Below are 25,699 nucleotides of genomic sequence, written 5' to 3'. Positions count from 1 at the left end.
GCACCAGTTGAGTATCCGTACCGATGACCGGCTGCCTGCGCCCCGCCGAGACTCGGGGCATGGACAACCACACGCCCTCCAGCAAGAACACCACCGCCTTCTTCGCGCAGTCCGCCCTCGCCTTCGGCATCGCACTGCTCACCATGATGGTCGCGATCTTCTACCTGCCGGCCGATCCGTGGCCCAAGGCCTTCCTGGCTCTCGGGACCCTCTTCCTGACCACCTCGTCCTTCTCCCTCGCCAAGTGCGTCCGCGACGCCCAGGAGACGCAGTACGTCGTCTCCCGGCTCGACCAGGCACGCGTCGACCGGATCCTCGCCGAGCACGATCCGTGGAAGGAGGTCGCGTGACGACGCCCTACCCGCGTCCCGGCCCCGAGGGGCGACCGGAGCCCACGGGCTGGCGTCGCTGGGCCGGCCTCCTCCTCGTCCCCGTGCTGGCCCTCGCTGGCATCGCGACCGTCGCCGCCCTCGGTCTCGGCCTCCTCCGCGCGTTCGACCCGATGGGCGACGAGTGGCAGTGCTCCGACGGCGAGGCCCCCGCCGGCAACGACTGCTACCCGGTCGACGAGCCGCTCCCCGCCGGCGTGCGGTGGGATCCGCTCGGCAACCGGCCGATGTCCTACAACTGCGACAAGGACGGCTGGACGCTCATCGAGCAGGACGGGGGCGACCAGCAGGACTGCCTCAACGACCACCTGCCCCTCCCAGCCGGCTGGCACCGGGTGGACTGACCGCTCCGCGCCGATGAGTTCCACTCCCGACCCCGGTCGGGACCTCCATGACGACCTTCCTCCTCGTCCCGGGTGCCGGCGGCGACGCCCGCTTCTGGGACCGCCTCGTCGCCGAGCTCGAGGCCCGTGGCCACCGCGGCATCCCCGTCCAGCTGCCGGCGGCGGACGAGTCCGCCGGGCTCGCGGCGTACGCCGACGAGATCGTCGCCGTCGCACGCGACGCCGGACCTCTCGTGCTGGTCGCCCAGTCGCTGGGCGGCTTCAGTGCACCGCTGGCCGTCGACCGCCTCGACGTCGAGCGGCTGGTGCTGCTCAACGCCATGGTCCCGGCGCCCGGCGAGACCGCCGGCGAGTGGTGGAGCAACGTCGGGCAGGGCCAGGCGGCCCGCGCCGCGGCCCGACGGGACGGTCGGCCGGAGGAGTTCGACATGGTCGAGGACTTCTTCCACGACGTACCGCCCGACGTCACGGAGGAGATCCTCGCCGGCGGCGGCTCCGACGAGTCGGAGCGCTCCTTCACCGAGCCGTGGCCGCTCGACCGGTGGCCCGACGTGCCGACGAGCGGCATCGCGGGCGCGGACGACCGGCTGTTCCCGCCCGACCTGCAGCAGCGGGTCGCCCGGGAGCGGCTGGGCATCGACCTGACCGTCGTGCCGGGCGGTCACCTGGTCGCGCTGGCCAACCCCGGGCTGGTCGCGGGCGTGCTGGTCGGCGACTGAGCGACCTCGAGCGCGTCGTGCAACGCGCGCTGCGCGAGACCGACCAGGGCGAGCGCGCCGGCCATGGCGGTCACCGTCACCGCGAACGCCGCGGTGTAGCCGTGCTGGTCCGCGAGCCGACCCCCCACGGTCGAGCCGAGGGCGTAGCCGATGCCGGTCGCACTGGCGAGCACGGTCATCGCGGTGGCGACCTTGGCTGGGCTGACGACCCGCTCGGCGAGCGTGAAGACGCCGATCATGAACGGCGCGACGGCGCAGCCGAGCAGCGCGACCGCGATGGTCAGCGTCGGCAGGGAGTCGACGAGGAGGAGCGGAAGGGAGAGGACGAGGAGCGCGCTCGCGGCGTACCGGATCCGGCGCTCCGGGCCGATGCGGGCCGGGATGAAGGCGGTGGCGATGCCGGCGATCGCGCTGCCGAGGCCGAGGGTCGCGTGCACCAGACCCGCGACGCCGGGGTGACCCGCCTCGGTGGCGAGCACGGTCGTGCCGGTCTGGGTGGCGCCGAAGAGGGTGCCGATCAGGACCTGCGCGCCGATGAGCACGAGCAGCACCGGTGTCACCAGCCGCCCGGTCGGCAGCGCGGCGCCGGAGCCCCGCACGATGCGGGCCGAGCCGTGCAGCGCGAACGCCGTGCCGAAGGTCGCCAGCAGCGCCGCCGCGAGCAGCAGCGCTCCGCCGGGGGAGAGGGCGACGACCCCGATCCCGACCAGGGCCGGGCCGATCGCGAAGGACGCCTCGTCGGCCGCACCCTCGTAGGAGAACGCCACGTCGACCAGCCGGCGCTGCTGGGCGCCGGTCCGTGCGGTGATCGGCCGCCACCGCACCCGGGCGAGCGGCCCGACCTGCGGCATCGAGAGTCCGGCGAGGGCGGCGGTGGCGACCACGGCGAGGTCCGACGCACCGACGTGCACGAGGAGGACCAGCAGGCCGAGCGCCGCGGCGCCCGCCAGCGACTGGACCAGCACGACGTGGCGCTGGCCGACCCGGTCGGCGAGCGCACCGGCGAAGGGCGCCCCGACGGCGTTGGCAACGGCGAGGGCGCCGGCCGACAGTCCGCCGAGCCCGTAGCTGCCGGTGGCCTCGGAGACGAGGAGGAGGGTGCCGAGCTGGCTCATGGCGAGCGGCAGCCGGGCGAGGAACGCGACGACGACGTACGTCGGCCCGGCGAGCTCGAAGAGCCGCCGGTAGGAGGCGAGCGGTGACACGGGGTGGGCCTTTCGGGTGCGTCTGAACGACGCGCCGAACCCACCTCCAAGACGCGTGAAACCCTGTGCTCCGCCCAGCCTACTGCGACCGCGCGAGGAGTGCCGATTCGCCGAGGCGTCCCTCAGAGAGTGTCGATGACGCGGTCGACCCACTCGCCGAGGAGTGCTCGTTCGGCGTCGGTGAGCATGTCGAGGTCCGGCGTGAGGGCGCGGAACGCGACGGCCGCCGCCGCGGGCTCGCCCGGCGCGGCTGCCGGCGCGTCGACGAGGATCTGGCCGAGCACGGCCTGGTACATCGCGTCGGCGAGACCGTGGTCCCGGCGCTCCGGCGGAGTCGACAGGATCGTGGTGACGGTGCCGGTCCCGGCCGCCCGGATGATGTCGACGGCCCGGTCCTCGCCGACCCGGAGTCGGCCGGTGAGCGCGACTCGGTGCACGCGGGCGCGGAGGACGTCGGCGCCGGCCCGGGCCGCGGGGGAGGAGAGCCCCCGGGCAGGGTCGCTGAGGAAGCCGAAGAGAGTGGGGTTCGCGACCCCGAAGTCGATCTGCGAGTCCCAGCCTGCGCGCAGGTCGTCCAGCGGGTCGACGTCGTCTGCCTCGGCGGCCTCGACGACGGCGGCCTTCGCGGAGACGTAGGTGGCCAGCACGTGCTCGGCCACGGCCTCCATGAGCCCGTCCTTGTCGCCGAAGAGCCGGTAGATCGTCGGCGCCTGGACGCCGGCGCCCTCGGCGACCGCCCGCGTGGTCACCGCGGCCGCGCCGTGCTCACGGAGGAGCTGGGCGGCGACGTCGACGATCCGCGCCCGGTGGTCGGTCGAGGTGGCGGACGCGTCGGGCATGTTTCAACGATAACAGCGACTTGTTATCACTGGTTTCCAAAGGTACGGTCAGATCGATATCACTGATAACACGGAGGGTTGACCATGATCATCGTCACCGGTGCCACCGGACCACTCAACGGCGCGACCGTCGACCACCTGCTGGAGCGGGTGCCGGCCAGCGAGCTGGTCGTCGTGGCCCGCGACCCGTCGCGAGCCGAGCGCTTCGCGGACAGGGGGGTCGCCGTACGACGCGGTGACTACGCCGAGCCGCAGTCGCTGCCGGGTGCGTTCGACGGAGCCGACCAGCTGTTGCTGGTGTCGTCGAGCGACCCCGCCGCCGATGCGGTGAGCCTGCACCGCTCGGCGATCGAGGCGGCGGTCGCTGCCGGGGTCGGGCGCATCCTCTACACGAGCCACCAGGGCGCCTCGCCCGACAGCCCGTTCCGTCCGGCCCGCGACCATGCCGCCACCGAGCAGGTCCTCGCGGACAGCGGTGTCGCCTGGACCTCGCTGCGCAACGGGTTCTACGCCCACAGCCTGTCGTGGCTGATCGGTCCGTGGCGCGAGACCGGGGTCGTCACCGTCCCGGTCGACGGGCCGGTCTCCTGGACGGCGCGCGCCGACGCGGCCGAGGCGGCCGCGGCTGTCCTGCTCTCCGACGGTGCGTACGACGGACCGGTCACGATCGCCGCCAGTGAGTCGCCGACGTTCGAGGACGTGGCCGCGCTCGCTGCCCAGCTGGCGGGGAGGGACGTCGAGCGGGTGGTCGTCGGCGAGGACGCGTGGCTCGCCGCCCAGGTCGCAGGAGGGACCGCGGAGTTCATGGCGCGCTTCACGCTCGGCATCTACCAGGCCGCGCACGCAGGCCTCTTCGCCAACGAGGACACGACCCTCGAGACCGTTCTCGGCCGAGCACCGCGCACCGTGGGCGACCTGCTGCTCAGCTAGACGACGAGCCGGAGCTGCCGGGCGGCCGCGCCGATCCGGACGGTCTGTCCCCAGTCGAGCGCGAGCCGGTCGCTCTCGATGCCGTCGCCGAACGCCACCAGCCCGTCCGTCTCGACCTCGATCTCCAGCGAGACGTCGTTGAGCTCACCCTCGGTCGCGCCGACCCCGGTCGACGGCGACGGCCAGGCCTCGCGGACGAACCAGAGGAGGCGCCGCTCGGTCGGGAGGGGCAGCACCAGGGGGCTGCGGCGCTCCTGCCAGGTGGAGCGGCACCAGCCGGTCGAGCCGGTGCCGGACGCGACGATCAGGCCCGATGAGGCCTGGTGCTCGGCGGGGGACCCGGGGGCCGTCAGCAGGTAGCGCGCGGTCTGGTGGCTCGAGTGGCCGAGGTAGATCTCGTTCAGGGCGAGCAGGTGCTGGCCGTCGTCGGTGCTCGCCTCGACCATCGTCCGCTGCTCGATCGTGCCGCTGCCGCGGAGCAGGGCTCCGGCCGCGGCGGGCGCGTGCCGCACCAGCACGCCGGGGTTGCGACGTGGATCGGGGTTGATCCCGATGACCGGCTGTCCGTCCAGGTACTTCGCCACGTTGGCGACCAGCCCGTCCTGGCCGACGATGACGACCAGGTCCTCGGGGGCGAAGAGGAAGCGGTCGAGGTCGCCGCGCTCGACGGTCCCGCGGCGCCAGTCCAGCGGCACGGCGCGGGTCACCTCGTCGATGGCGGCCTGGTTGGCCCGGTGCCGCTCCTCGAGCTCGTCGAGGTCGAGCCCCCGGCTGGTCAGGAAGAACGCGACCTGGCCGCGGGTGCCGTGGCGCGCCGTGAGCTCCTCGAGCTCCGTGCGCCGGTGCACCACGACGACCCGAGGTGCCAGCGCCATCACGTCTCCTGGGTGCTGCTGCCGAGCCGGGCGAGCACGGGTGCCAGCAGGTCGGGGGTCAGCACGAGGCTCTGGATGTGGGGCAGGTTGGCAGCGAGCTCCTTGACCGCCAGGCCGAGCAGCACCGTCTCCGACAGGTCCTTGTACGCCGCGAGCCGGGCCGCCTCGGCCTCGCCCTCGGCCTGGCCGTTGACCCGGGTGGCGGCGGCGTTGGCCTCGGCGAGCCGCTCGGCCCGACGGGCCTCCGCGTCGGTGGCGATCGTGCCGGCGGCGGCCGCCTCCTCGGCCTCGCGACGCGCGTTGGCGCCGCGCTGGGTGACCAGCTGCTCCTCGCGGCGGGCGAGCTCGATCCGGGTCTGGAGCTCGTTCTCGCCGATGGCCCGCTCCCGCTCGACCGCCACGGCCCGGCGCTCGAAGGTCGCCGCGTCGGCGTCCTGCTGCACCTGCTCGCGGGTCGGCGTCCGCAGTGCCTTCTCGACCTCGGGCTCCGGGCGGATGGCGACCACGCGGACGCCGATGACGGCGATCCCCGTCTCGGAGAGGCGGCCGTCGCTCTGGAGCCCGGCGGCGATGGCCTCGCGCACCGGCGTCACCCCGCCGGTCAGCGTGCTGGTCAGGTCGGCGCCGGCGATCAGGTCGAGCGCGTACTGCTGGGCCGTCTCGGTGAGCAGCCCGGCCACCTGGTCGAGCGGGGTGCCGCGCCACTGGCCGTGCTCGGGGTCGATGGAGAAGTCGATGCGGCCCGCGGCCGTCACCGGGTCGGTGACCCGGAAGGTGACGGTCGCCTGCACGGTGACGTCCTGGAAGTCGGACGTCCGCGCGTGGAACAGCAGCGGGAGCTCGCGGTCGTCGACCGGGACCTCCGAGATCACGGCGCTCAACGGGCGGAACCAGAACGCAGCACCGACGCCGGAGTGCACCGTCTTGCCGTTGCGCACGTGCTGGACGTGGGTGGTCGGCGTCCCGCGCAGGTGTCGGGCGAAGGGATAGCGAGCAATGTCAGCCATGGGGACCGCCTCGAGTCGATGTTTATCGTCGTTGTGACGATAACCCGCCGCTCGGTTCTCGTCAAGGTGACGATAAATGAGTAGTGTGTCGGGCATGGCCTACGACCCGACTGCGTACCCCGCCGTCGCGGTGACCGTCGACCTGGTCGTGCTCACGATCCGCGACGACCGGTTGTGCGCGCTCGCCGTACGCCGGGGTGAGCGTCCGTTCCGGGGCCGGTGGGCGTTGCCGGGCGGGTTCGTGCGGCCGACCGAGGAGCTCGACGCGGCGGCCGCTCGGGAGCTCGCCGAGGAGACCGGTCTGACGCCGGCTCAGGTGCACGTCGAACAGCTCCGCACCTACGGCTCACCGCGCCGGGACCCCCGGATGCGCGTCGTGAGCGTCGCCTACCTGGGGCTCGCGCCCGACCTGCCGGTCCCGCTGCCCGGCACGGACGCCGAGGCTGCGACCTGGATGCCGGTCAGTGAGCTCGAGGGCGCCGACGTACGCCTCGCCTTCGACCACGCGGAGATCCTGCGCGACGGGGTGGAGCGGGCCCGCGCGAAGCTCGAGTACTCGTCCCTGGCCGCGGCGTTCTGCCCGGCCGAGTTCACGGTCGCCGAGCTGCGTCGCGTCTACGAGATCGTGTGGGGCACCGAGATCGACGCCCGCAACTTCCACCGGAAGGCGACCAAGACCGCTGGCTTCCTCGAGCCGACCGGGGAGACCACGACCCGGGACGGCGGTCGTCCCGCCCTCCTCTATCGGAGGGGCCCGGCCGAGCAGCTCCAGCCGCCGCTCACCCAGCCGCGACGCTAGCGGTCGGGTTCAGAGGCGCTCGATGACCCAGTCGATGCAGGCCGTCAGCGCCTCGACGTCGGCCGGGTCGACGGCGGGGTACATCGCGATCCGCAGCTGGTTGCGGCCGAGCTTGCGGTAGGGCTCGGTGTCGACGATCCCGTTGGCCCGGAGCGCCGCGGCGATCGCGGACGCGTCGACGGGCTGCTCGAAGTCGATGGTGCCGATGACCAGCGATCGGTCGGCGGGGTCGGCGACGTACGGGAAGGCGTACGACGACTTCTCGGCCCACGTGTAGAGCGCGTCCGAGGACGCCGTGGTCCGGGCGACCATGCCCTCCAGCCCGCCCGCGCCGTTCATCCAGTCGATCTGCTCGGCCATCAGGAAGAGCGTCGCGACGGCCGGGGTGTTGTAGGTCTGGTTGATCACGGAGTTGGTGATCGCGGTCGGCAGGTCGAAGAAGGCCGGGATGTGCCGGTCGGTGGCGGCGATCGACGCCGCCCGGTCCAGTGCCGCGGGCGACATCAGGGCGAGCCACAGGCCGCCGTCGGAGGCGAAGCTCTTCTGCGGGGCGAAGTAGTAGACGTCGGTCTCGCGCACGTCGACCGGCAGCCCTCCGGCGCCGGAGGTGGCGTCGATGAGCACCAGCGAGTCGGGGGAGGCGCCGGCCGGTCGGACGACGGGAGCCATCACCGCGGTCGACGTCTCGTTGTGCGCCCACGCATAGACGTCGATGCCGTCCTCGGCGACGGGGACCGGACGGGTGCCGGGGTCGGACGCGATGATCGACGGGGCGTCCAGCCAGGGCGCGGCGGTGGCCGCGGTGGCGAACTTCGACGAGAACTCGCCGAACGCCAGGTGCTGGCTCTTCCGCTCGATCAGCCCGAACGTCGCGACGTCCCAGAAGGCCGTCGCCCCGCCGTTGCCCAGCACGACCTCGTAGCCGTCCGGCAGCGAGAAGAGGTCGGCGAGGCCGGAGCGGACCCGACCGACGAGCTCGCGCACCGGCGCCTGGCGGTGCGACGTCCCCATCAGCGACGTGCCCGTCGCGGCGAGGGCGTCGAGGTGTGCCGGCTGGATCTTCGAGGGCCCGGCACCGAACCGCCCGTCGGAGGGCAGCAGGTCGGCGGGGATGCGAAGGGTGTCGGTCACGGTTACCTATTCTGTCAGCCGATCCAGCGAACCCCCGGGACAGGACAGATGATGAACATCCACCGCGTCGGCTACGGCCACGCCGACGCGCTGCGGCTGATCGACGAGGTCCAGGCCGAGTACGTGGTCCGGTACGGCGGCCCGGACGAGACGCCGCTCGACCCGCTGATGTTCGAGCCGCCGAGCGGCAGCTTCTTCGTCGGGTACCTCGACGGCGAGGCGGTGGCGACCGGTGCGTGGCGGCGTACCGGCGTCGAGGCGTTCGGCACCACGAGCTCGGCCGAGATCAAGCGGATGTACGTCGCCGCCCCGGCCCGCGGCCGCGGGCTGGCCCGGCAGATGCTGGCCCACCTCGAGGCGGACGCCCAGGCGCACGGCGCCGAGGCGATGGTCCTCGAGACCGGCACCCGGCAGCCCGAGGCGATCGCGCTCTACCTGTCGAGCGGCTACGTGGAGGTCCCGGCCTTCGGTCACTACAAGGACGAGCCGATCTCGCGCTGCTACGGCAAGCGTCTCTAGGGTGGCCGCATGTTGCTGCCACCCAAGGTCGCGCACGGGGTCGCCGACGGCTCGGTGAGCCTGGCCTTCCGACGCTGGCGCCGGCAGGACGTGGTGGTCGGGTCGCAGTTCGTCACGGTCGGCGGGGTGGTCCGCGTCGACGCGGTCGCGGTCGTCGACCCGGGCGCGATCACCGACGAGGAGGCCGTCGCCGCCGGGTGGCCCGACGCCGACCGGCTTCGCAGGCAGCTCGACAAGGTCACCGAGGGCGACACCTACCGCGTGGCGCTGGGGTGGGTCGGCCCCGACCCGCGGATCGCGCTGCGGGAGAGCGCCGACCTGACGGAGGCGGACGTCGCCGCGATCGACGCCAGGCTGGAGCGGCTCGACCGGGCCAGCAGCCACGGTGCGTGGACGATGGCGACCCTCGACGTGATCCGGCGGCGTCCGCACACGCGGGCGCCGGACCTGGCGGCCGAGATGGGCCGCGAGCGCGACCCGTTCAAGATCGACGTCCGCAAGCTGAAGGCCCTCGGCCTCACCCGCAGCTTCGACGTCGGCTACGAGATCTCACCGCGCGGGGCGGCGTACCTCGACCGGACGACCAGGCGACCGGTCCAGCGCTAGACGTTGGTCGGGATGTGCATGACGGTCCCGCCGTCGACGACGAACTCGGACCCGGTCGTGAAGCTGGACTCGTCGCTGGCGAGGAACACCACGAACGCCGCCACCTCCTCCGGCCGACCCGGGCGGCCGAGCGGGATCGGGATCAGGTCGGCGGGCATCTGGTCGGTGGCCGGGGTGCTGATCCGCCCGGGGTGCAGGGAGTTGACCCGGACGCCGTGCGGAGCTAGCTCCATGGCGACGGACTTGGTCAGGCCGGTCAGGCCCCACTTGGAGGCGACGTACCCGTGCGCCCACGGTGTCCCGCGCAGCCCCTCGATGGAGGACGTGTTGATGATCGAGCCACCGCCGGCGGCGATGATCGCGTCGGCGGATGCGCGGATGCCGAGGAAGGCGCCGGTCAGGTTGACGTCGAGCATCTGCTGCCAGAGCTCCTGCTTGTAGCGCTGCAGCTGGCCGCCGTTGAAGATGCCGGCGTTGTTGAAGAGGGTGTCGAGCTTGCCGAACTCCGCGACCGTGAGCGCGACCGCGCTCTTCCAGTCCGCGTCGCTGGTCACGTCGAGGTGGACGTAGCGGGCGTTGTCGCCGAGCTCCTCCGCGAGCGCGGCACCCTCCTCGTCGAGGAGGTCGCCGATCACGACCTTCGCGCCCTCGGCGACCAGCATCCGGGCGCTGGCCCCGCCGATGTTGCGCGCGCCGCCGCTGATGAGCACGACCTTGCCGTCTACACGTCCCATGCGCGGGACGATAACCTAGTTTTTCGGCAGGTAGAACACGTTCCAATTTCGGGCAGAGCTCAGGGAGACTTCATGGCCATCCGCGTCGCTCAGGTCAGCACCGGCAACGCCGGCAGGCTCACCCTGCGCCAGCTCATCGCCGACGACCGGTTCGAGCTGGTGGCCGTCTCCACCTCGACGCCGGAGAAGGTCGGCACGGACGCCGGCGAGCTCGCGGGGGTCGACACGGTCACCGGGATCAGCGCCGTCGGCGACCTGGACGCGCTCATCGCCGCCGGCCCCGAGTGCGTCGTCTACTGCGCGATGGGCGACACCCGGCCGCGCGAGGCGACCAACGACGTACGCCGGCTGCTCGAGGCGGGCATCGATGTCGTCGGCTCGGCGCCCGGGACCCTGCAGTACCCGTGGGGCACCATGCCGCAGGCCGTGATCGACAAGGTCGAGGCCTCCGCCCAGGCCGGCGGCGCGTCCGTCTACATCACCGGCGTCGACCCGGGCTTCGCCAGCGACCTGGTGCCGCTCGCGCTCGCCAGCACCTGCCAGCGGGTCGAGCAGATCAGGTGCTACGAGCTCGCCGACTACGCGACGTACGACGGCACCGAGGTGATGTTCGACCTGATGGGCTTCGGCAGCCCGGTGGACTCCACCCCGCTGCTCTTCCTGCCCGGCGTGCTCGCGCTGGCCTGGGGCACCGCGATCCGGATGATGGCCGCCGGCCTCGGCATCGAGGTCGACGAGGTCGTCGAGTTCTGGGAGGCGGAGCCGGCGCCGGAGAGCTACGACATCGCCGCCGGCCGGATCGAGAAGGGCACCATCGCCGCCCTGCACTTCTCCATCAGCGGCCTGGTCGACGGGCATCCCGCGATCGTGGTCGAGCACGTCACCCGGACCCGCGACGACCTCCGTCCCGACTGGGCGCGGCCCTCGTCCGGCGGTGGCGCCTACCGGATCGAGATCACCGGCGAGCCGTCGTACGTTGTGGACGTGGTGCCGAGCAGCGAGCACGGTGACCACAACCACGCCGCGATCGTCGCCGCCTGCGGCCGGATCGTGAACGCGATCCCGGACGTCCGGGCCGCTGCGCCCGGCATCCGCACCACGCTCGACCTGCCGTTGCCGACGGGTCGCGGGACGTACGTCGCGCCGAGCGACCCGTCAGCTGTCACAACGGCTTGACCCAGCGCGACCACTCGGCCTGACGGGTGTAGCCGGCCGCCGCCCACGCGGCATGGGCGGGCTCGTTGTCATCGAGGACCATCGCGTCCGCCCGCGTCCCGCCGTACGACGTGAACCTGGCCTCGGCCCGGGCCACCAGCTCGCGGCCGATGCCCTCGCGCCGTCGGGCGGGGTCGACCGCAAGCCGGTAGAGGTGGCAGCGCCAGCCGTCCCACCCGGCGACCACCGTGCCCACGATCCGCTCGCCGTCGAGCGCGAGCAGGAGGGCGTCGCGGTCGCGGTCGACCAGTCGCTCGACGGCCGCGGTGCTGTCGCTCGGGCGGTGCGCGTCCTCGGCCGAGCCGGCCCAGAACGCGAGGACGTCGGCCGCGTCGCGCGCCGTCGCCGTACGGAAGGTGAGGCTCACGCCGCCGACCTCAGCTCCTTCTTCGCTCGCTTGTCCTGCAGCTTGCGCTGCTTGGCGACGAAGCCGATCGCCTGCTTCTGCACGAAGCCGGGGAAGAACCGGCCGAGCCGCCACGCGATCCGCGCCGGCCGCGGCGTGACGAGCATGGCCTTGTCCGCCGCCACGGTCTCGAGGACCTGCTCGGCGAAGACGGCGGGGTCGAGCGGGTGCCGGACGCCCTGCCCCTTGAGGTAGAAGTCGCGGCCGTGGAACCTGCCGATGTAGCCCTTGTCGAGGATCGGCGTGTCCACCGCGGCCGGGCAGACGACGGTGACGCCGACGCCCTTGGCGGCCGCCTCCGTGCGCAGCGCGAGCGAGAGCCCGACGACGGCGTGCTTCGTCATGACGTACGACGTGATCAGGCCGGCCGCCATCAGCCCACCCATCGACGCCGTGTTGACGATCTGGCCGGAGCCGCGGCGCACCATCAGCGGGTACGCCGCCGCGACGCCGTGCACGACGCCGCGGATGTTGACGTCGATGATCGCGTCCCACTGCGCGAGCGTCAGGTCCTCGGTCTCGCCGCCGAAGGTGATGCCGGCGTTGTTGAAGAGCAGGTCCGGCTGCACCGAGTCGACCAGCGCCTGCACGGCTGCGGCGTCGGTGACGTCGAGCCGGGCGGCCCGGGCCGAGCCCGGCCCGGTGATCGACGCGGCGGTGCGGGAGGCGGCCATCTCGTCGAGGTCGGCGCAGACCACGTGCGCGCCCGCGCCGACCAGGGCCCGCGAGAGCGCGACGCCGATCCCGGACCCGGCGCCCGTCACGATCGCGGTCTTGCCGCCGAAGTGGGCGTCGACGTCGACCGTCACACGTCCCACTCGGACCGCCACCCGTCGACGGCGGAGGCCGGGCGCGCCGCCGGGCCGGTGTAGATCGCGGACGGCCGGATCAGCCGGCCGGTCGTCTTCTGCTCGAGGATGTGGGCCGACCAGCCGCCGGTCCGCGCACAGGTGAACATCGAGGTGAACATGTGCGCCGGCACCTCCGCGAAGTCGAGCACGATCGCGGCCCAGAACTCCACGTTGGTCTCGAGCACCCGGTCCGGGCGTCGCTCGCGCAGCTCGGCGAGCGCGGCCTGCTCCAGCGCCTCGGCGACCGCGTAGCGCGGGGCGTCCAGCTCCTTCGCCGTACGCCGCAGCACGCGGGCCCGCGGGTCCTCCGCGCGGTAGACGCGGTGGCCGAAGCCCATCAGTCGCTCGCCGCTGTCGAGCAGCTCCTTGACGTACGACGTGGCGTCGCCGTCGCGCTTCTCGACCTCCTCGATCATGCCGAGCACCCGCGAGGGAGCGCCGCCGTGCAGCGGGCCGCTCATCGCGCCGATGGCGCCGGAGAAGGCGGCCGCGACGTCGGCGCCGGTGGAGGTGATGACGCGCGCGGTGAAGGTCGAGGCGTTCATGCCGTGCTCGGCCGCCGAGCTCCAGTAGGCGTCGATCGCCTTGACGTGCTTGGGGTCCGCCTCGCCCTTCCAGCGGATCAGGAACTTCTCGGCGAGCGTCTTGCCCTCGTCGACGACCCGCTGCGGCACCACGGCCTGGTTGAGCCCGCGGGCGGACTGCGCGGCGTACGACAGGACCATCACGGCCAGCCGGCCGATGTCCTCGCGCGCCTGCTCGTCGCTGATGTCGTAGGTCTGCCCGAAGCCGAAGGCCGGCGCCAGCATCGCGACCGCGGCCTGCACGTCCACGCGCACGTCGCCGGTGTGGACCGGCAGGTTGTAGGGCTCGGCGGGGGCGAGGCCCGGGGTGTAGCTGCCGTCGATGAGCAGCCCCCAGACGTTCTCGAACGGGACCCGACCGACGATGTCCTCGATGTCCACGCCGCGGTAGCGCAGCGCCGAGCCCTCCTTGTCCGGCTCCGCGATCTGGGTCTCGAAGGCGACGACGCCCTCCAGTCCGTGGTGTACCTCGGTCATCGGGCTCCTCAGGTCGAAGTTGACGGGTGTCAAGCACCGCCCCGCATTCTGCACCTGCCCCGGACTAGGGTCGAGGCATGCCCCCTCTGGACCTCTCCGGCCTCCGCGAGGACTACGCGCGCGCCGGGCTCGACGAGACCGACCTGGCCGCCGACCCGATCGCGATGTTCGACCGCTGGATGAGCGAGGCGCACGAGGCGCTCCAGCACGACGCCAACGCGATGGTGGTCAGCACCGTCGGCCCGGACGGCGCGCCGTCCTCACGGATGGTGCTGCTCAAGGGCGTGTCCGACGACGGCTTCGTCTTCTTCACCAACACCGGCTCCCGCAAGGGCGCCGAGCTCGCCGCCAACCCGCGCTGCGCGCTGCTCTTCCCGTGGCACCTCCTCGAGCGCCAGGTCCGGGTGGAGGGCGTGGCGTCTCCGCTGCCTCGCGACGAGGTCGAGGCCTACTTCTCCAGCCGGCCGCACGGCTCCCAGCTCGGGGCCGTGGCCTCGCACCAGTCGCAGGTCGTGTCCGGCCGCGCCGAGCTCGAGGCGGCGTACGCCGACGCGGAGGCGCGCCACCCCGACGACGTGCCGACGCCCGAGGAGTGGGGCGGCTACGTCGTCCGCCCCGAGGTCGTGGAGTTCTGGCAGGGACGTACGTCGCGGCTGCACGACCGGCTCGTCTACCGGCGTACGACGTCGGGCTGGGTCACGGAGCGGTTGGCGCCGTAGCCCGCCGCCTCGGCAGCCCGAGGGCGAGTGCAGCGACGGCGAGCACGGCGCCGACGCTGAGGACGTACCAGGGCAGCGACGTCGGGATCCCGAGGTAGACCGTGATCCCGAGGATCCGGGACAGACCCCAGGGCAGCAGCGCGAGCTGGTCGTTCCAGGTCGTCATCGCGTCCTCGAGGCCGACCGCGGCGAGCAGGGCGCCGACGGCCAGCAGGGTCGCGCCGACGACGCCGACGCAGACCGCGGCCGCGCGGCGCCGGCCGACCGAGGCGGCCAGCGACCACACCAGGCACGCGAGCACCCAGCCGACGAGCACGAACGACACGACGACGTACGCCGTGCGCCGGCCGGGCTCGGCCCAGAACGCGAACCAGTAGCCGCCCGGTCCTCGGACCGCGAGCACCGCCAGGAGCAGCAGCGCCCGCAGGGTGACGGCGCCGCCGACGGCAGCCGCGACCCGCCAGGAGCGGGTCGCCGCGACGACGGCGGCCAGGACGGCCCAGCCGAGCCCGACCAGCAGCAGGTGGGCGGGGGCGAGGAACCAGGTGAGCACGAGCCGGCTCCACGCCACGGCCACCACCGGGATCGCCACGACGAGCCAGCGGTTGGCCGGACCGGGCTCGCGCCAGGGCGTCACTGCCGCGCGCACGAGCGTGCGACCGGTGCGGGTGAGAGCAAGCACCAGCAGCAGCACCAGCAGGCCTGCGCGGGCCAGCCAGGCCATCGGCAGGTCGCGCCCGGCCCGCTCCTCGCCGAGGCGGGCGGCGGTCAGGTTGTACGCCGGGAGGTCGACGTCACCGGCGTACCTCTTCTCGTGGTCGGCGGCGGCGACGTCGAAGCGGTCGCGGGCCACCGCCCACGCGTCCCGGGCCTCGCCGTCGCCGGTGTCGAGCCACTGGGCGTGGCGGAGCACCATCGCGCGGTACGCCGCGAGCAGGTCGAAGAGGCTGACCTGGTAGTCGAGGGTGTCGACGAAGTGCTGGCGCAGCGCGGGGTCCCGCCAGGTCGTCGGGTCGGTGCCCATCACGAGCCGGCGCATCTGCTCGGCGGTCGCGACGGCCGCGTCGCCCTCGTCGATCGCCTCGTCGAGCCGGTCCTTCGAGACCGAGTAGATGACGTCGAGCACCGCGCTGTCGCCGGTGAGGATGTCCCACTCGAAGATCCACATCATCGGCGGCGGCTCGAGCCCGATCGCGAAGACCCGCCTGTCGGCGTACGGGCCGATGTAGAGCCCGTGGGTGACCGCGTCGCGGGACAGCGCCATCGCGTCGGTGATCGCCCGCACGGTGGCGGGGTCGGTCGAGAACCAGCGCCGCACCCAGTCGCTCGTGATCTCCGCCGGGTCCGCGTCGGGATCGCGGGCGAGCCGGGCGGCGAGCACGGTGTTGAGCTCGTAGAGCTGCCAGAAGCCGCTGCTCAGCTCGAGCGTCATCGGACCGGCGCGCCACGGGCCACCGTCCTGGGTCCACGTCCAGATGCCCTCGACGTGCGGGTTCGCGGCGAGGAAGTGCTGGAGGGCCTGTTGGTAGAGGGTGCCGAGGTCGTTGGGCAGGGCGCCGTACGACTCGAACTCGCGCCGGCTCTGGAGCTCGACGATGCGGCGCTGGTCGCCGGTCTCGAGGGTGTCGTTGAGCGGCAGGTGCGAGTAGAAGTCGCCGAGGGTGTACTTGGTCGACACGACCAGGTGCGGGCTGTCGATGCCGTCGAGGACCTCGTCGTACGACGAGGGGTCGGTGTGCAAGTCGCCGACCGCGCCGACGCCCACGCTCCAGGTCCGGAAGATGACCGTCCGGTCCGCGCGCTCCGCCTCGTCGGTGAAGGCCGTCAGCATCGCCCGGACGGCCGGCACCGTGGTGACGCCGAGGTCGGAGTAGTAGTCCCAGCCGTCGAGGTCGTAGACCTTCCCGGCCTCGCCGATCCGGATGAGGACGCCCTCGACGTACGGCATCTCGCGGTAGACCTCGTCGAGCCCGGTGGCATAGACGTCCCAGAGCCCGGGGTCCTCGGCGTCGAGGTCGAAGTGCTGGCGCAGGTACTTCTCGAGAGGTGTCGTCAGCGCGAGCATGTCCGTGCGCAGGTAGACCTCCAGGCCGAGGTCGTGCACGCGCTGCCAGATCGGGCCGAACGCGGCGCGCATCGCCTGAGCCCGGGCCACGTGGTCGTCGCCGTCGCCGTACACGTCGAGGTCGTCGAAGGTGACGTACTCCAGGAAGCCCGGGACCGCGATCGCGTTGTAGCCCTCCGCGACCGCGTGCTCGGCGTACGCCAGCACGCTGGCGCGGGCCGTGGCCAGCGCGGTCCGGTCGACGTACGGCGGGCCCGGGAGGATCACGTCCTCGAACGCCCGGGAGTTGTGGGAGTAGTCGTCGCCCTTGCTCCACTCCTCAGGGTCGGGGACGACGCCGGCGGCGCCGAGGTCGACCATCCGGAAGGGCAGCCGCGAGGTGACCTCCTCGCCGAGGTGCTCGGTCAGCGGCTGGCCCTCCCGGGCGGCGAGGGCCAGGTCGTAGATGCCGCGCACCGCGCCGGTCTCGCTGGGTGCCGTGATCCGGAGCGCCTGCGGCGTACCGCTCAACCGGTAGGAGTCGTCGTCCTCGTCGCCGTCCCGATGGCGTACGACGAGGCTGGCGCGCCCGCGCGTCCCGTCGGCGTCGGCCACCGCGTCGCGCAGCTCGGCGACGGCGGTCTTGGTGCGCAGGGTGTCGGCCGCGTCGATGCCGGCCAGCTCGGGCGGTGGCACGGCGGCCCGTGGGGGAGCGGCGGCGAGCGTCTCGGCCGGCACCTCCTTGGCCTCGGTCCGGATGCCCAGCGACGCGGAGATGCCGGCGGCGACCACCCCGCCCAGCAGCCCGAGCACCAGGAGGGTGACGACGACCTGGGCCGCCCGACGTACGCGCACGGCCGCACTCTAGGGACTTTCCCGGAAAGCAGTTGTGAGTGAGTGCTCACTCACTTATGCTCCTCCGTCGTGGACACCAAGCGTGAGCGCGCCCGGCCGATGTCGCCGGAGGAGCGCCGATCCGAGCTGACCGACGTGACGCTCAAGCTGTTGCGGGTGCACGGCCGTGCCGTCACCACCAAGCACATCGCCGAGGCCGCCGGGATCGCCGAGGGCACCGTGTTCCGGGCCTTCGCCACCAAGGACGAGCTGATCGACGCGGCCATCGCGCGGGCGTTCGAGCCCGGGGACCTGGTCGCCCGGATCGAGGAGATCGACCGCGACCAGCCGCTGGGCGCCCGGCTCCTCAAGGTCGTCTCGATCCTCCAGCAGCGGTTCCGGGCGACGTTCGGGCTGATGCAGAAGATGGAGCTGGTCGGCCCGCCGACCCACCTGCACGACTCCGACGCCGCCAACGACTGGCGCGCCTACCTCGGCGCCCTCCTCGCCGACGTGGTGGGCGCCGACGCCGACCAGCTGACGGTGCCGGTCGAGGAGTTCATCCACGTGCTCCGGCTGCTCACCTTCGCCGGCAGCCACGACAAGATCGCCGACGGGCGACTCATGACCCCCGAGCAGATCGTGGACACGATCCTGTTCGGCCTCCAGAGGAGAAACTGATGCTGCTCCGCCTGCTGCGCGCCCGTCTCGCGCCGTACAAGCTCTGGCTGACGATCGTCGTCGTCCTCCAGTTCATCGGCGTCGTCGCGATGCTCTACCTGCCGACGCTCAACGCCGACATCATCGACAACGGCGTGATCACGGGCGACACCGGCTACATCCTGCGGATCGGCGCGATCATGCTCGGCGTCTCGCTGGTCCAGATCGTGTGCTCCGTGACGGCCGTGTGGTTCGGCGCGCGCACGGCGATGAGCTTCGGCCGTGACGTCCGCGCCGCGCTCTTCCACCGCGTGGGGAGCTTCTCGACGAAGGAGGTCCAGCAGTTCGGCGCCCCGTCGCTGATCACCCGCACGACCAACGACGTGCAGCAGGTGCAGATGCTGGTGCTGATGGCCTGCACCATCGCGGTGTCCTCGCCGATCATGATGGTCGGCGGCGTGATCATGGCGCTGCGCGAGGACGTGGGCCTCGGCTGGATCCTGGCGATCGTCGTGCCGGCGCTCTTCGTCAGCGTCGGTCTCGTGGTCAGCCGGATGGTCCCGAACTTCCGCAAGATGCAGGCGCGCATCGACGAGATCAACCGGGTGCTGCGTGAGCAGATCACCGGCATCCGGGTGGTCCGGGCCTTCGTCCGCGAGCCCTACGAGACCAAGCGCTTCGGGGAGGCCAACGCCGACCTCACCGACGTGTCCGTGCGGGCCGGCCGGTGGCTGGCCACGATGTTCCCGCTGGTGATGCTGGTCGTGAACGTCTCCAGCGTCGCCGTCATCTGGTTCGGCGGCCACCGCGTCGACAGCGGCCAGATGCTGCCGGGAGCGCTCACGGCGTTCCTGTCCTACCTGATGCAGATCCTGATGTCGGTGATGATGGCGACGTTCATGCTGATGATGATCCCGCGGGCCTCGGTCTGCGGTCACCGCATCGCCGAGGTGCTCGACACCGACACCTCCGTCCCCTCGCCGGAGCTCCCGATCGCCCCCGACCTCGAGCTGCGGGGACACCTGGACGTCGAGCGCGTGACCTTCGCCTACCCGGGTGCCGAGGCGCCGGTGCTCAGCGACGTCACCTTCTCCGCCCGGCCCGGCCAGACCATCGCGGTGATCGGGTCGACCGGTGCCGGCAAGTCGACCCTGGTCAACCTGGTGCCACGGCTCTTCGACGCCACCGAGGGTGAGGTGCGCGTCGGCGGCCACGACGTACGGCGCGTCGACCCGGACCTGCTCTGGGACCAGATCGGGCTCGTCCCGCAGAGGGCCTACCTCTTCAGCGGCACCGTCCGGAGCAATCTCGAGTACGGCAAGCCGGACGCGACCGAGGACGAGATGTGGCACGCGCTGGAGGTGGCGCAGGGCCGTGACTTCGTCGAGGCGATGCCCGACGGGCTCGACTCGCCCGTCGTCCAGGGCGGCACCAACTTCTCCGGCGGCCAGCGGCAGCGGCTCGCGATCGCGCGGGCCCTGATCCGACGGCCCGGCATCTACCTCTTCGACGACTCCTTCTCGGCGCTCGACCTCGCGACCGACGCCCGGCTGCGGGCTGCCCTGCGGCCCGAGACCCGGGACGCCACGGTCGTGATCGTCGCGCAGCGGGTGACCACGATCATCGACGCCGACCTGATCCTCGTGCTCGAGGACGGCCGGGTGGTCGGCCGCGGCACCCATCGGGAGCTGCTCGCCACCTGTGAGACCTACCAGGAGATCGTCTCCTCCCAGATGACGGCCGAGGAGGCGGCATGAGCACCACCGAGAAGCCCAAGAAGCAGGAGTTCGAGGCCACCGAGCGGATCGAGGCCCCCATGGGCGGCCCCGGCCGGGGCCCGATGGGCGGCGGCATGGTCGCCCAGAAGGCGATGACCTTCGGCCCCTCCGCCAAGCGGCTCGTCGGCCAGATGCGGCCCGACCGGGTCCAGGCGATCGCGGTCGTCGTGCTCGGCGTCGTCAGCGTCGGGCTGATGTCGGTCGGGCCCCGCATCCTCGGGCACGGCACCGACCTGATCTTCTCCGGGCTGATCAGCCGCGGGATCCCCGCCGGGGTCAGCCAGGACCAGGCCGTCGACAACCTCCGGGCGCAGGGCAACGACCGGCAGGCCGACATGCTCGCGTCGATGGACCACGTCGTCCCCGGCCAGGGCGTGGACTTCACGGCCCTCGGGCACGTGCTGATGGTCGTGCTCGCGATCTACGCCGGCGCCTCGCTGCTGGCCTGGCTGCAGGGCTACATCCTCAACGGGGTCGTCCAGAACACGATCTACCGGATGCGCTCGGACGTCGAGGAGAAGATCAACCGGCTGCCGCTGGGCTACTTCGACCGCTCGCCTCGCGGCGAGCTGCTGAGCCGGGTCACCAACGACATCGACAACGTCAGCCAGACCCTGCAGCAGACGATGAGCCAGCTGCTCACCTCGCTGATGACCGTGCTGGCCGTGCTGGGCATGATGTTCTGGATCTCGCCGCTGCTCGCGCTGGTGGCGCTGATCGCCGTCCCGATGTCGCTGGTCGTCACCCGCACGATCATGAAGCGCTCGCAGGGCCAGTTCGTCGCCCAGTGGCGGCGTACGGGCAAGCTCAACGCGCAGATCGAGGAGGCCTACTCCGGCCACGCGCTGGTCAAGGTCTTCGGCCGGCAGCACGAGGTCGAGGAGCGCTTCGCCGCCGAGAACGAGGAGCTCTACCAGGTCAGCTTCGGCGCCCAGTTCGTGAGCGGTCTGATCATGCCGTCCATCATGTTCATCGGGAACCTCAACTACGTCGTGATCGCCGTCATCGGCGGCCTCCGGGTCGCGAGCGGGTCGCTGTCGTTGGGCGACGTGCAGGCGTTCGTGCAGTACAGCCGCCAGTTCACGCAGCCGCTCACCACGGTGGCGTCGATGGCCAACCTGCTGCAGTCCGGCGTCGCGTCGGCGGAGCGGGTCTTCGAGCTGCTCGACGCCGACGAGGAGACCGAGGACGCCGCCGCGCTGACCACCCCCGCCGTACGCCGTGGCGAGGTCGCCTTCGAGCACGTGTCGTTCCGCTACGACGAGGACCGCCCGCTGATCACCGACCTGTCGCTGGTCGCGCGCCCGGGCCAGACGGTCGCCATCGTCGGCCCGACCGGCGCTGGGAAGACCACCCTGGTCAACCTGGTGATGCGGTTCTACGACCTCGACGCCGGCCGGATCACGATCGACGACGTCGACATCACGGCCATGCCGCGCTCGACGCTGCGCGGTCAGATCGGGATGGTCCTCCAGGACACCTGGCTCTTCGGCGGGACGATCCGCGACAACATCGCGTACGGACGGCCCGACGCGACCGAGGAGCAGGTGCTCGAGGCTGCGCGGGCGACGTTCGTGGACCGCTTCGTGCACTCGCTGCCCGACGGCTACGACACGGTGATCGACGAGGAGGGCTCCAACCTGTCCGCGGGCGAGCGCCAGCTCGTCACCATCGCGCGGGCGTTCCTCACCAACCCGGCGCTGCTGATCCTCGACGAGGCCACCTCGTCGGTGGACACCCGCACCGAGCTGCTGCTGCAGCAGGCCATGGCCGCGCTGCGGACCGACCGCACGTCGTTCGTGATCGCGCACCGGCTCTCGACGATCCGCGACGCCGACCTGATCCTGGTGATGGAGGACGGCGCGATCGTCGAGCAGGGCACCCACGAGGAGCTGCTCGTCGCCGAGGGTGCCTACTCGCGGCTCTACCACGCGCAGTTCGCTGCTGCGGCCACCGAGGTGATCTGAGGGCGACGGTTGCGGAAATGCGGTTGAAAGCGCCGGAGCCGCGACCTACCGTTCTCGTACACGGGAAAGGAGGTGGTCCGAAGAATGAATTCTTCAAGGACGCGTGAGGTGGCTGCCCGCTAGCAGCCCATCAGCAACAGGCTGCTGGTGAATCCCAAGCAGTCACCCGACCCGCAGGCGATCCGGTCATCACGTCCACCGGAGCCGGGCCCACCAGGGCCCGAACGCCTGCGGGTCGCTGCATTTCCCGGGTTGATTCGTGACTTCTGACCGTTGAGTCGGGAGTTCTGACGGTCGAATCTCCGGAATCGACCGTCAGAAGTCACGACTCAGCCCCTTGCGGGAATATAGTTGTCGTCGACAACCTTCTAGTCATCGTGAATCGAGCTTCCGTGTCCCAGGCGTCACCCGCACCCGTCGCTGCCCCGTCCTCCGGTGAGGACGGCCAGATGACCCACCGCCAGATCCTGGAGGCCCTCAGCGGCCTGCTGCTGGCCATGTTCGTCGCGATGCTGTCGAGCACCGTGGTGACCAACGCGCTGCCCCGCATCGTCAGCGAACTGCACGGCAGCCAGACCGGGTACACCTGGGTCGTCGTCGCCACCCTGCTCGCCATGACCGCGACCACGCCCATCTGGGGCAAGCTGTCCGACCTCTTCAGCAAGAAGCTGCTGGTGCAGCTCGCCCTGGTGATCTACACGGTCGGCTCGCTGATCGCCGCGCTCGCCCCGAGCATGGAGGTGCTGATCGGCGCCCGCGTCGTCCAGGGTCTCGGTGTCGGTGGCCTCACCGCCCTGGTGCAGGTCGTCATCGCGACCATGGTGTCGCCGCGGGAGCGCGGCCGGTACTCCGGCTACATGGGCGCCGTCTTCGCCCTCGCGACCGTGAGCGGCCCGCTCATCGGCGGCGTCATCGTCGACTCGGCCCTCGGCTGGCGCGGCTGCTTCTTCGTCGGCCTCCCCTTCGCGGTGGTCGCGTTCTTCCTGCTCCAGAAGACGCTGCACCTGCCGGTGATCAAGCGCGAGGTCCACATCGACTACCTGGGCGCCACGCTGATCGTCGCCGGCGTCTCGATCCTGCTCGTGTGGGTCAGCCTCGCGGGCAACCAGTTCGCGTGGGAGTCCGGCATGACCGCGCTCCTGGTGGTCGCCGGCATCGCCGTCATCGCGGCCGCGATCTACGTCGAGGCCCGGGTCGCCGTCGAGCCGATCATCCCGCTGCGTCTCTTCAAGGACCGCACCATCGCGCTCGCGACCGTGGCGTCGGTGGCGATCGGCATCGCGATGTTCGGCTCCACCGTCTACCTCAGCCAGTACTTCCAGACGGCCCGCGGCATGAGCCCGACCGAGGCCGGCCTGATGTCGATCGCGATGGTCGGCGGCCTGTCGATCTCGAGCGTCGTGTCGGGTCGGATCATCAGCAACACCGGGCGGTGGAAGCGGTTCCTGGTCGGGGGCATGGTCCTGGTGGTCATCGGGCTCGCCCTGCTCGGCACCATCGACGAGACCACCAGCCTCGTCGCGATCGGCGTCTTCATGGCGATCCTCGGCATCGGGCTGGGTGCCACCATGCAGAACCTCGTGCTCTCGGTGCAGAACAACGTCAAGATGGCCGACATGGGCTCCGCCAGCGCGGTCGTCGCGTTCTTCCGCTCGATGGGCGGCTCGATCGGCGTCTCCGTCCTCGGCGCGCTGCTGACCCACGAGGTCGCGGCCAACCTCGCGGCCGAGACCGGTGGCAGCGTCGACCACCAGAGCCACGACGTACCCGACCTGAGCACCCTGTCCGGCCAGGCGCTGACCTTCGTGGAGCACGCCTTCGGTGAGTCGTTCGGCCACATCTTCCTGGTCGCCACGCCGTTCGCGGTGATCGCGCTGATCTGCGTCCTCCTCATCAAGGAGGTGCCGCTGCGCACGACGAACCTCGAGGCCCAGGTCGAGGCCGACCCGCTGGTCGCCGCCGAGCTGCACCACGCCGTCGTCAGCGAGGAAGCGGCACGATGAGCTCCATGACGCAACGAGGTACGACGGCGCGGGCCGACCTGCTCGGCGGCCTCGAGCAGGAGGTCGGCGTGATGATCCGCCGGATCCGGCGGGTCATCGGCGAGCGGGCCCGGTCGGTGCACCCGGACCTGCAGTCCTCGTCGTACCTGATGCTCACCTGGCTCAACCAGCACGGCGCGCAGCGCGCGTCGGCGATGGTCGAGGCCTTCGGGATCGACAAGGGCGCGATCAGCCGCCAGGTCCAGCACCTCCTGGACCTGGGCCTGGTCGACCGGACGCCGGACCCCGACGATGGCCGCGCCACGCTGATCTCGATCAGCGGCGCCGCCGCCGCCCGGATCAACGAGGTGAGGGACGACCGCCGGCGCTGGCTGGACGACCGGCTCGGCGACTGGCCGGACAGCGACCTGTCGGAGTTCGTCCGGATGCTCGCCAGCTACAACGCGGCGCTGGACGCCTAGTCAGCGCAGCCAGACGGCGGTGTCGGCCGGCAGCTTGCCGTCGACCGGGCCGCTGGCCAGGAACGCCTCGCCGTCGGGCAGGGCGACCGGTTCGGTCCCACAGTTGAGGACCACGGTCACCGGGCCGCGCCGGAACGCGAGCACGTCGGCACCGAGGTCGAGCATCTCCACCTCGTCGCCCGCCGTCGTCGCGAACGTACGGCGCGCCTTCAGCGCTGCTCGGTAGAACTCGAGGGTCGAGTCGTCGTCGGCCTCCTCGGCCTCGACCGTCAGGTCGGCCCAGTCCGCCGGCTGCGGGAGCCACGGCTGGCCGCTGCCCGGACCGAAGCCGTACGGCGCGGCCGTGCCGCTCCACGGGATCGGTACCCGGCAGCCGTCGCGACCGCCCTCGCCGGTCCGGATGAAGAGCGGGTCCTGGCGGTGCTCCGGAGCGACCTCGACCTCGGGCAGCCCGAGCTCCTCGCCCTGGTAGACGTACGCCGAGCCGGGGAGCGCGAGCATCGTCATCGTGGCCGCCTTCGCCCGGGCCAGGCCGATCGCGCCGCCGCCGTACCGGGTCACGTGGCGGACGACGTCGTGGTTGCTCAGCACCCACGTCGGGGAGCCGTTGACCGGCCGGAGGGCGTCCATCGTGCCGGTGATGACGTCGCTGAACTCGGCCGCCGACCACGAGGCCAGCAGCCACGCGAAGTTGAACGCCTGGCTGAACTCGTCGTGCCGGATGTAGCGCGCCATCGACTCGGGGGACTGGGTCCACGCCTCGGCGACGAACATGCGGTCGCCGTCGTACTCCGCCAGCACGCGGTGCCAGCGGCGGTAGACGTCGTGCACCTCGGGCTGGTCCCACATCGGCTCGTCGCGCAGCGTGCGCTCGACCATCGAGGTGTCGGTCTGCGCGCCGCTGTCGGGCTCCTCGCCCGCCTCGACCACCTGGTCGCGGAGGCTCTCCTCCTTGAAGAGGCCGTGCGCGACGTCGACGCGGAAGCCGTCGGCGCCGCGGTCGAGCCAGAAGCGCAGCACGTCGACGAACATGTCGCCGACCTCCGGGTTGCGCCAGTCGAAGTCGGGCTGGCTGGAGTCGAAGAGGTGGAGGTACCACTGGCCGTCGGGCACCTGCGTCCACGCGAGGCCACCGAAGACCGAACGCCAGTTGTTGGGCGGCGTGCCCTCCGGGGCGCCCTCGGGGCTGTCGCGGAAGAGGTAGCGCGCCCGCTCGGGGCTGCCCGGGCCGGCGGCGAGGGCGGCCTGGAACCACACGTGCTCGGTGGAGCTGTGGTTGGGCACCAGGTCGACGATCACCTTGAGGCCCAGCGCGTGCGCCTTCGAGATCATCGCGTCGGCGTCACCGAGCGTGCCGAAGAGCGGGTCCACGTCGCAGTAGTTCGCGACGTCGTACCCGTGGTCGTGCTGGGGCGAGGTGTAGAAGGGCGAGAGCCAGATCGCGTCCACGCCGAGGTCGCGCAGGTAGGGCAGGCGCGTGGTGATGCCCAGCATGTCGCCGACACCGTCGCCGTTCGCGTCCGCGAAGCTGCGCGGGTAGATCTGGTAGGTGACGGCGTGCCGCCACCACTCGTGGCCGCTGTCTTTATCGGTCAAGCCCATG

General features: G+C 71.8%; 25 protein-coding genes. 14 read left to right on the top strand and 11 right to left on the bottom strand.

Translation table 11 applies throughout. The features are described 5' to 3' along the window. Positions 1 to 59 precede the first annotated feature (59 nt). Genes ABEA34_RS08020 through ABEA34_RS08010 form a run of 3 tightly spaced genes read left to right on the top strand, consistent with a single transcriptional unit; the run spans position 60 to position 1,452 of the window. Entirely contained in the window at positions 60 to 350 is a 291-nt protein-coding gene (locus ABEA34_RS08020; protein WP_345520721.1) for a YiaA/YiaB family inner membrane protein, read from the top strand. Beyond that, complete coding sequence (locus tag ABEA34_RS08015) at positions 347 to 733, top strand: hypothetical protein (RefSeq protein ID WP_345520720.1); 387 nt, start codon at positions 347 to 349, stop codon at positions 731 to 733. The genes ABEA34_RS08020 and ABEA34_RS08015 overlap by 4 nt, the downstream gene beginning before the upstream one ends. A 47-nt stretch (positions 734 to 780) precedes the next feature. Then, positions 781 to 1,452 (top strand): alpha/beta fold hydrolase, encoded by a 672-nt coding sequence (locus ABEA34_RS08010; protein WP_345520719.1) that lies wholly within the window; start codon positions 781 to 783, stop codon positions 1,450 to 1,452. On the opposite strand, the gene ABEA34_RS08005 is transcribed toward ABEA34_RS08010, so the two are convergent. After that, entirely contained in the window at positions 1,395 to 2,657 is a 1,263-nt protein-coding gene (locus ABEA34_RS08005; protein WP_345520718.1) for an MFS transporter, read from the bottom strand. The two genes, ABEA34_RS08010 and ABEA34_RS08005, sit on opposite strands and share 58 nt — an antisense overlap. Before the next feature lie 122 nt (positions 2,658 to 2,779). Further along, positions 2,780 to 3,496 carry a TetR/AcrR family transcriptional regulator gene (locus ABEA34_RS08000; protein WP_345520717.1) on the bottom strand — a complete coding sequence of 239 codons (717 nt, stop codon included), beginning with the start codon at positions 3,494 to 3,496 and terminating at the stop codon, positions 2,780 to 2,782. 84 nt (positions 3,497 to 3,580) lie between these two features. Between ABEA34_RS08000 and ABEA34_RS07995 the strand changes: the two genes are divergently transcribed. Then, on the top strand, positions 3,581 to 4,426 hold the full coding sequence (locus tag ABEA34_RS07995; RefSeq protein WP_345520716.1) for an NAD(P)H-binding protein: 846 nt from the start codon (positions 3,581 to 3,583) through the stop codon (positions 4,424 to 4,426). On the opposite strand, the gene ABEA34_RS07990 is transcribed toward ABEA34_RS07995, so the two are convergent. Together ABEA34_RS07990 and ABEA34_RS07985 are read right to left on the bottom strand one after the other, a co-directional pair. Beyond that, a complete protein-coding gene (locus ABEA34_RS07990) occupies positions 4,423 to 5,301 on the bottom strand; it encodes a diacylglycerol kinase catalytic domain-containing protein (RefSeq protein ID WP_345520715.1) in 879 nt (292 codons plus the stop codon). The genes ABEA34_RS07995 and ABEA34_RS07990 overlap by 4 nt on opposite strands. Next, complete coding sequence (locus tag ABEA34_RS07985; protein WP_345520714.1) at positions 5,301 to 6,308, bottom strand: SPFH domain-containing protein; 1,008 nt, start codon at positions 6,306 to 6,308, stop codon at positions 5,301 to 5,303. The genes ABEA34_RS07990 and ABEA34_RS07985 overlap by 1 nt, the downstream gene beginning before the upstream one ends. Positions 6,309 to 6,402: 94 nt before the next feature. Between ABEA34_RS07985 and ABEA34_RS07980 the strand changes: the two genes are divergently transcribed. Then, positions 6,403 to 7,107, top strand: a complete 705-nt coding sequence (locus tag ABEA34_RS07980; protein ID WP_345520713.1) for an NUDIX hydrolase — start codon at positions 6,403 to 6,405, stop codon at positions 7,105 to 7,107. A 9-nt stretch (positions 7,108 to 7,116) separates the two neighbouring features. Here ABEA34_RS07980 and serC read toward each other — a convergent pair whose 3' ends face one another. Next, positions 7,117 to 8,238 (bottom strand): phosphoserine transaminase, encoded by a 1,122-nt coding sequence (gene serC / locus ABEA34_RS07975; RefSeq protein WP_345520712.1) that lies wholly within the window; start codon positions 8,236 to 8,238, stop codon positions 7,117 to 7,119. A gap of 51 nt (positions 8,239 to 8,289) precedes the next feature. Between serC and ABEA34_RS07970 the strand changes: the two genes are divergently transcribed. Both ABEA34_RS07970 and ABEA34_RS07965 read left to right on the top strand, forming a co-directional pair. Further along, positions 8,290 to 8,757 (top strand): GNAT family N-acetyltransferase, encoded by a 468-nt coding sequence (locus ABEA34_RS07970; RefSeq protein WP_345520711.1) that lies wholly within the window; start codon positions 8,290 to 8,292, stop codon positions 8,755 to 8,757. 9 nt (positions 8,758 to 8,766) lie between these two features. Continuing rightward, positions 8,767 to 9,363, top strand: a complete 597-nt coding sequence (locus ABEA34_RS07965) for a hypothetical protein (protein WP_345520710.1) — start codon at positions 8,767 to 8,769, stop codon at positions 9,361 to 9,363. Here ABEA34_RS07965 and ABEA34_RS07960 read toward each other — a convergent pair. After that, positions 9,360 to 10,097: an SDR family oxidoreductase gene (locus ABEA34_RS07960; protein WP_345520709.1), complete on the bottom strand. Its 738-nt coding sequence runs from the start codon at positions 10,095 to 10,097 to the stop codon at positions 9,360 to 9,362. The genes ABEA34_RS07965 and ABEA34_RS07960 overlap by 4 nt on opposite strands. 72 nt (positions 10,098 to 10,169) lie before the next feature. Here ABEA34_RS07960 and ABEA34_RS07955 point away from each other — a divergent pair, with 72 nt between their 5' ends. Continuing rightward, positions 10,170 to 11,273 (top strand): NAD(P)H-dependent amine dehydrogenase family protein, encoded by a 1,104-nt coding sequence (locus ABEA34_RS07955; protein WP_345520708.1) that lies wholly within the window; start codon positions 10,170 to 10,172, stop codon positions 11,271 to 11,273. On the opposite strand, the gene ABEA34_RS07950 is transcribed toward ABEA34_RS07955, so the two are convergent. The 3 genes from ABEA34_RS07950 to ABEA34_RS07940 are packed head-to-tail and all read right to left on the bottom strand — an operon-like array spanning position 11,260 to position 13,630. Further along, positions 11,260 to 11,679 (bottom strand): GNAT family N-acetyltransferase, encoded by a 420-nt coding sequence (locus tag ABEA34_RS07950; protein WP_345520707.1) that lies wholly within the window; start codon positions 11,677 to 11,679, stop codon positions 11,260 to 11,262. The genes ABEA34_RS07955 and ABEA34_RS07950 overlap by 14 nt on opposite strands. Then, a complete protein-coding gene (locus ABEA34_RS07945; RefSeq protein ID WP_345520706.1) occupies positions 11,676 to 12,536 on the bottom strand; it encodes an SDR family NAD(P)-dependent oxidoreductase in 861 nt (286 codons plus the stop codon). Before ABEA34_RS07945 ends, ABEA34_RS07950 begins: the two co-directional genes overlap by 4 nt. After that, positions 12,524 to 13,630: a citrate synthase 2 gene (locus ABEA34_RS07940; protein ID WP_345520705.1), complete on the bottom strand. Its 1,107-nt coding sequence runs from the start codon at positions 13,628 to 13,630 to the stop codon at positions 12,524 to 12,526. The genes ABEA34_RS07945 and ABEA34_RS07940 overlap by 13 nt, the downstream gene beginning before the upstream one ends. A 77-nt stretch (positions 13,631 to 13,707) precedes the next feature. On the opposite strand from ABEA34_RS07940, the gene pdxH reads away from it, so the two are divergent. Continuing rightward, a complete protein-coding gene (pdxH, locus tag ABEA34_RS07935) occupies positions 13,708 to 14,349 on the top strand; it encodes a pyridoxamine 5'-phosphate oxidase (protein ID WP_345520704.1) in 642 nt (213 codons plus the stop codon). Here the strand turns inward: pdxH and ABEA34_RS07930 are convergent. Continuing rightward, positions 14,327 to 17,248, bottom strand: a complete 2,922-nt coding sequence (locus ABEA34_RS07930; protein ID WP_345520703.1) for a hypothetical protein — start codon at positions 17,246 to 17,248, stop codon at positions 14,327 to 14,329. The two genes, pdxH and ABEA34_RS07930, sit on opposite strands and share 23 nt — an antisense overlap. Before the next feature lie 69 nt (positions 17,249 to 17,317). On the opposite strand from ABEA34_RS07930, the gene ABEA34_RS07925 reads away from it, so the two are divergent. The 5 genes from ABEA34_RS07925 (at position 17,318) to ABEA34_RS07905 (ending at position 24,096) form a co-directional block, all read left to right on the top strand. Continuing rightward, positions 17,318 to 17,908 carry a TetR/AcrR family transcriptional regulator gene (locus ABEA34_RS07925; protein ID WP_345520702.1) on the top strand — a complete coding sequence of 197 codons (591 nt, stop codon included), beginning with the start codon at positions 17,318 to 17,320 and terminating at the stop codon, positions 17,906 to 17,908. Next, entirely contained in the window at positions 17,908 to 19,644 is a 1,737-nt protein-coding gene (locus ABEA34_RS07920; protein ID WP_345520701.1) for an ABC transporter ATP-binding protein, read from the top strand. The genes ABEA34_RS07925 and ABEA34_RS07920 overlap by 1 nt, the downstream gene beginning before the upstream one ends. After that, positions 19,641 to 21,632: an ABC transporter ATP-binding protein gene (locus ABEA34_RS07915; RefSeq protein ID WP_345520700.1), complete on the top strand. Its 1,992-nt coding sequence runs from the start codon at positions 19,641 to 19,643 to the stop codon at positions 21,630 to 21,632. The genes ABEA34_RS07920 and ABEA34_RS07915 overlap by 4 nt, the downstream gene beginning before the upstream one ends. A gap of 449 nt (positions 21,633 to 22,081) precedes the next feature. Continuing rightward, positions 22,082 to 23,635, top strand: a complete 1,554-nt coding sequence (locus ABEA34_RS07910) for an MDR family MFS transporter (protein WP_345520699.1) — start codon at positions 22,082 to 22,084, stop codon at positions 23,633 to 23,635. After that, positions 23,632 to 24,096 carry a MarR family winged helix-turn-helix transcriptional regulator gene (locus ABEA34_RS07905; RefSeq protein WP_345520698.1) on the top strand — a complete coding sequence of 155 codons (465 nt, stop codon included), beginning with the start codon at positions 23,632 to 23,634 and terminating at the stop codon, positions 24,094 to 24,096. Before ABEA34_RS07910 ends, ABEA34_RS07905 begins: the two co-directional genes overlap by 4 nt. Here ABEA34_RS07905 and ABEA34_RS07900 read toward each other — a convergent pair whose 3' ends face one another. Continuing rightward, the gene (locus tag ABEA34_RS07900) at positions 24,097 to 25,698 is read right to left on the bottom strand and encodes a glycoside hydrolase family 13 protein (protein ID WP_345520697.1); all 1,602 of its coding nucleotides are present in this window, start codon (positions 25,696 to 25,698) and stop codon (positions 24,097 to 24,099) included. It lies immediately after the preceding gene. Between the last annotated feature and the right edge of the window lies 1 nt (position 25,699).

The organism is Nocardioides conyzicola, from assembly GCF_039543825.1.
In the GTDB taxonomy this organism is placed as follows: Bacteria; Actinomycetota; Actinomycetes; order Propionibacteriales; family Nocardioidaceae; genus Nocardioides; species Nocardioides conyzicola.
The sequence above is the reverse complement of the archived record's forward strand: the minus strand, read 5'-3'. Positions and strand labels throughout refer to the sequence as shown.

What these genes read in the sequence shown, in the direction of transcription:
- ABEA34_RS08020 (WP_345520721.1), top strand. Translation starts at nt 60, where the DNA reads ATGGACAACCACACGCCCTCCAGCAAGAACACCACCGCCTTCTTCGCG.
- ABEA34_RS08010 (WP_345520719.1), top strand. Translation starts at nt 781, where the DNA reads ATGACGACCTTCCTCCTCGTCCCGGGTGCCGGCGGCGACGCCCGCTTC.
- ABEA34_RS08000 (WP_345520717.1), bottom strand. Translation starts at nt 3,496, where the DNA reads ATGCCCGACGCGTCCGCCACCTCGACCGACCACCGGGCGCGGATCGTC.
- ABEA34_RS07995 (WP_345520716.1), top strand. Translation starts at nt 3,581, where the DNA reads ATGATCATCGTCACCGGTGCCACCGGACCACTCAACGGCGCGACCGTC.
- ABEA34_RS07990 (WP_345520715.1), bottom strand. Translation starts at nt 5,301, where the DNA reads ATGGCGCTGGCACCTCGGGTCGTCGTGGTGCACCGGCGCACGGAGCTC.
- ABEA34_RS07985 (WP_345520714.1), bottom strand. Translation starts at nt 6,308, where the DNA reads ATGGCTGACATTGCTCGCTATCCCTTCGCCCGACACCTGCGCGGGACG.
- ABEA34_RS07980 (WP_345520713.1), top strand. Translation starts at nt 6,403, where the DNA reads ATGGCCTACGACCCGACTGCGTACCCCGCCGTCGCGGTGACCGTCGAC.
- ABEA34_RS07970 (WP_345520711.1), top strand. Translation starts at nt 8,290, where the DNA reads ATGAACATCCACCGCGTCGGCTACGGCCACGCCGACGCGCTGCGGCTG.
- ABEA34_RS07965 (WP_345520710.1), top strand. Translation starts at nt 8,767, where the DNA reads ATGTTGCTGCCACCCAAGGTCGCGCACGGGGTCGCCGACGGCTCGGTG.
- ABEA34_RS07960 (WP_345520709.1), bottom strand. Translation starts at nt 10,097, where the DNA reads ATGGGACGTGTAGACGGCAAGGTCGTGCTCATCAGCGGCGGCGCGCGC.
- ABEA34_RS07955 (WP_345520708.1), top strand. Translation starts at nt 10,170, where the DNA reads ATGGCCATCCGCGTCGCTCAGGTCAGCACCGGCAACGCCGGCAGGCTC.
- ABEA34_RS07940 (WP_345520705.1), bottom strand. Translation starts at nt 13,630, where the DNA reads ATGACCGAGGTACACCACGGACTGGAGGGCGTCGTCGCCTTCGAGACC.
- pdxH (WP_345520704.1), top strand. Translation starts at nt 13,708, where the DNA reads ATGCCCCCTCTGGACCTCTCCGGCCTCCGCGAGGACTACGCGCGCGCC.
- ABEA34_RS07920 (WP_345520701.1), top strand. Translation starts at nt 17,908, where the DNA reads ATGCTGCTCCGCCTGCTGCGCGCCCGTCTCGCGCCGTACAAGCTCTGG.
- ABEA34_RS07915 (WP_345520700.1), top strand. Translation starts at nt 19,641, where the DNA reads ATGAGCACCACCGAGAAGCCCAAGAAGCAGGAGTTCGAGGCCACCGAG.
- ABEA34_RS07910 (WP_345520699.1), top strand. Translation starts at nt 22,082, where the DNA reads ATGACCCACCGCCAGATCCTGGAGGCCCTCAGCGGCCTGCTGCTGGCC.
- ABEA34_RS07905 (WP_345520698.1), top strand. Translation starts at nt 23,632, where the DNA reads ATGAGCTCCATGACGCAACGAGGTACGACGGCGCGGGCCGACCTGCTC.
- ABEA34_RS07900 (WP_345520697.1), bottom strand. Translation starts at nt 25,698, where the DNA reads ATGGGCTTGACCGATAAAGACAGCGGCCACGAGTGGTGGCGGCACGCC.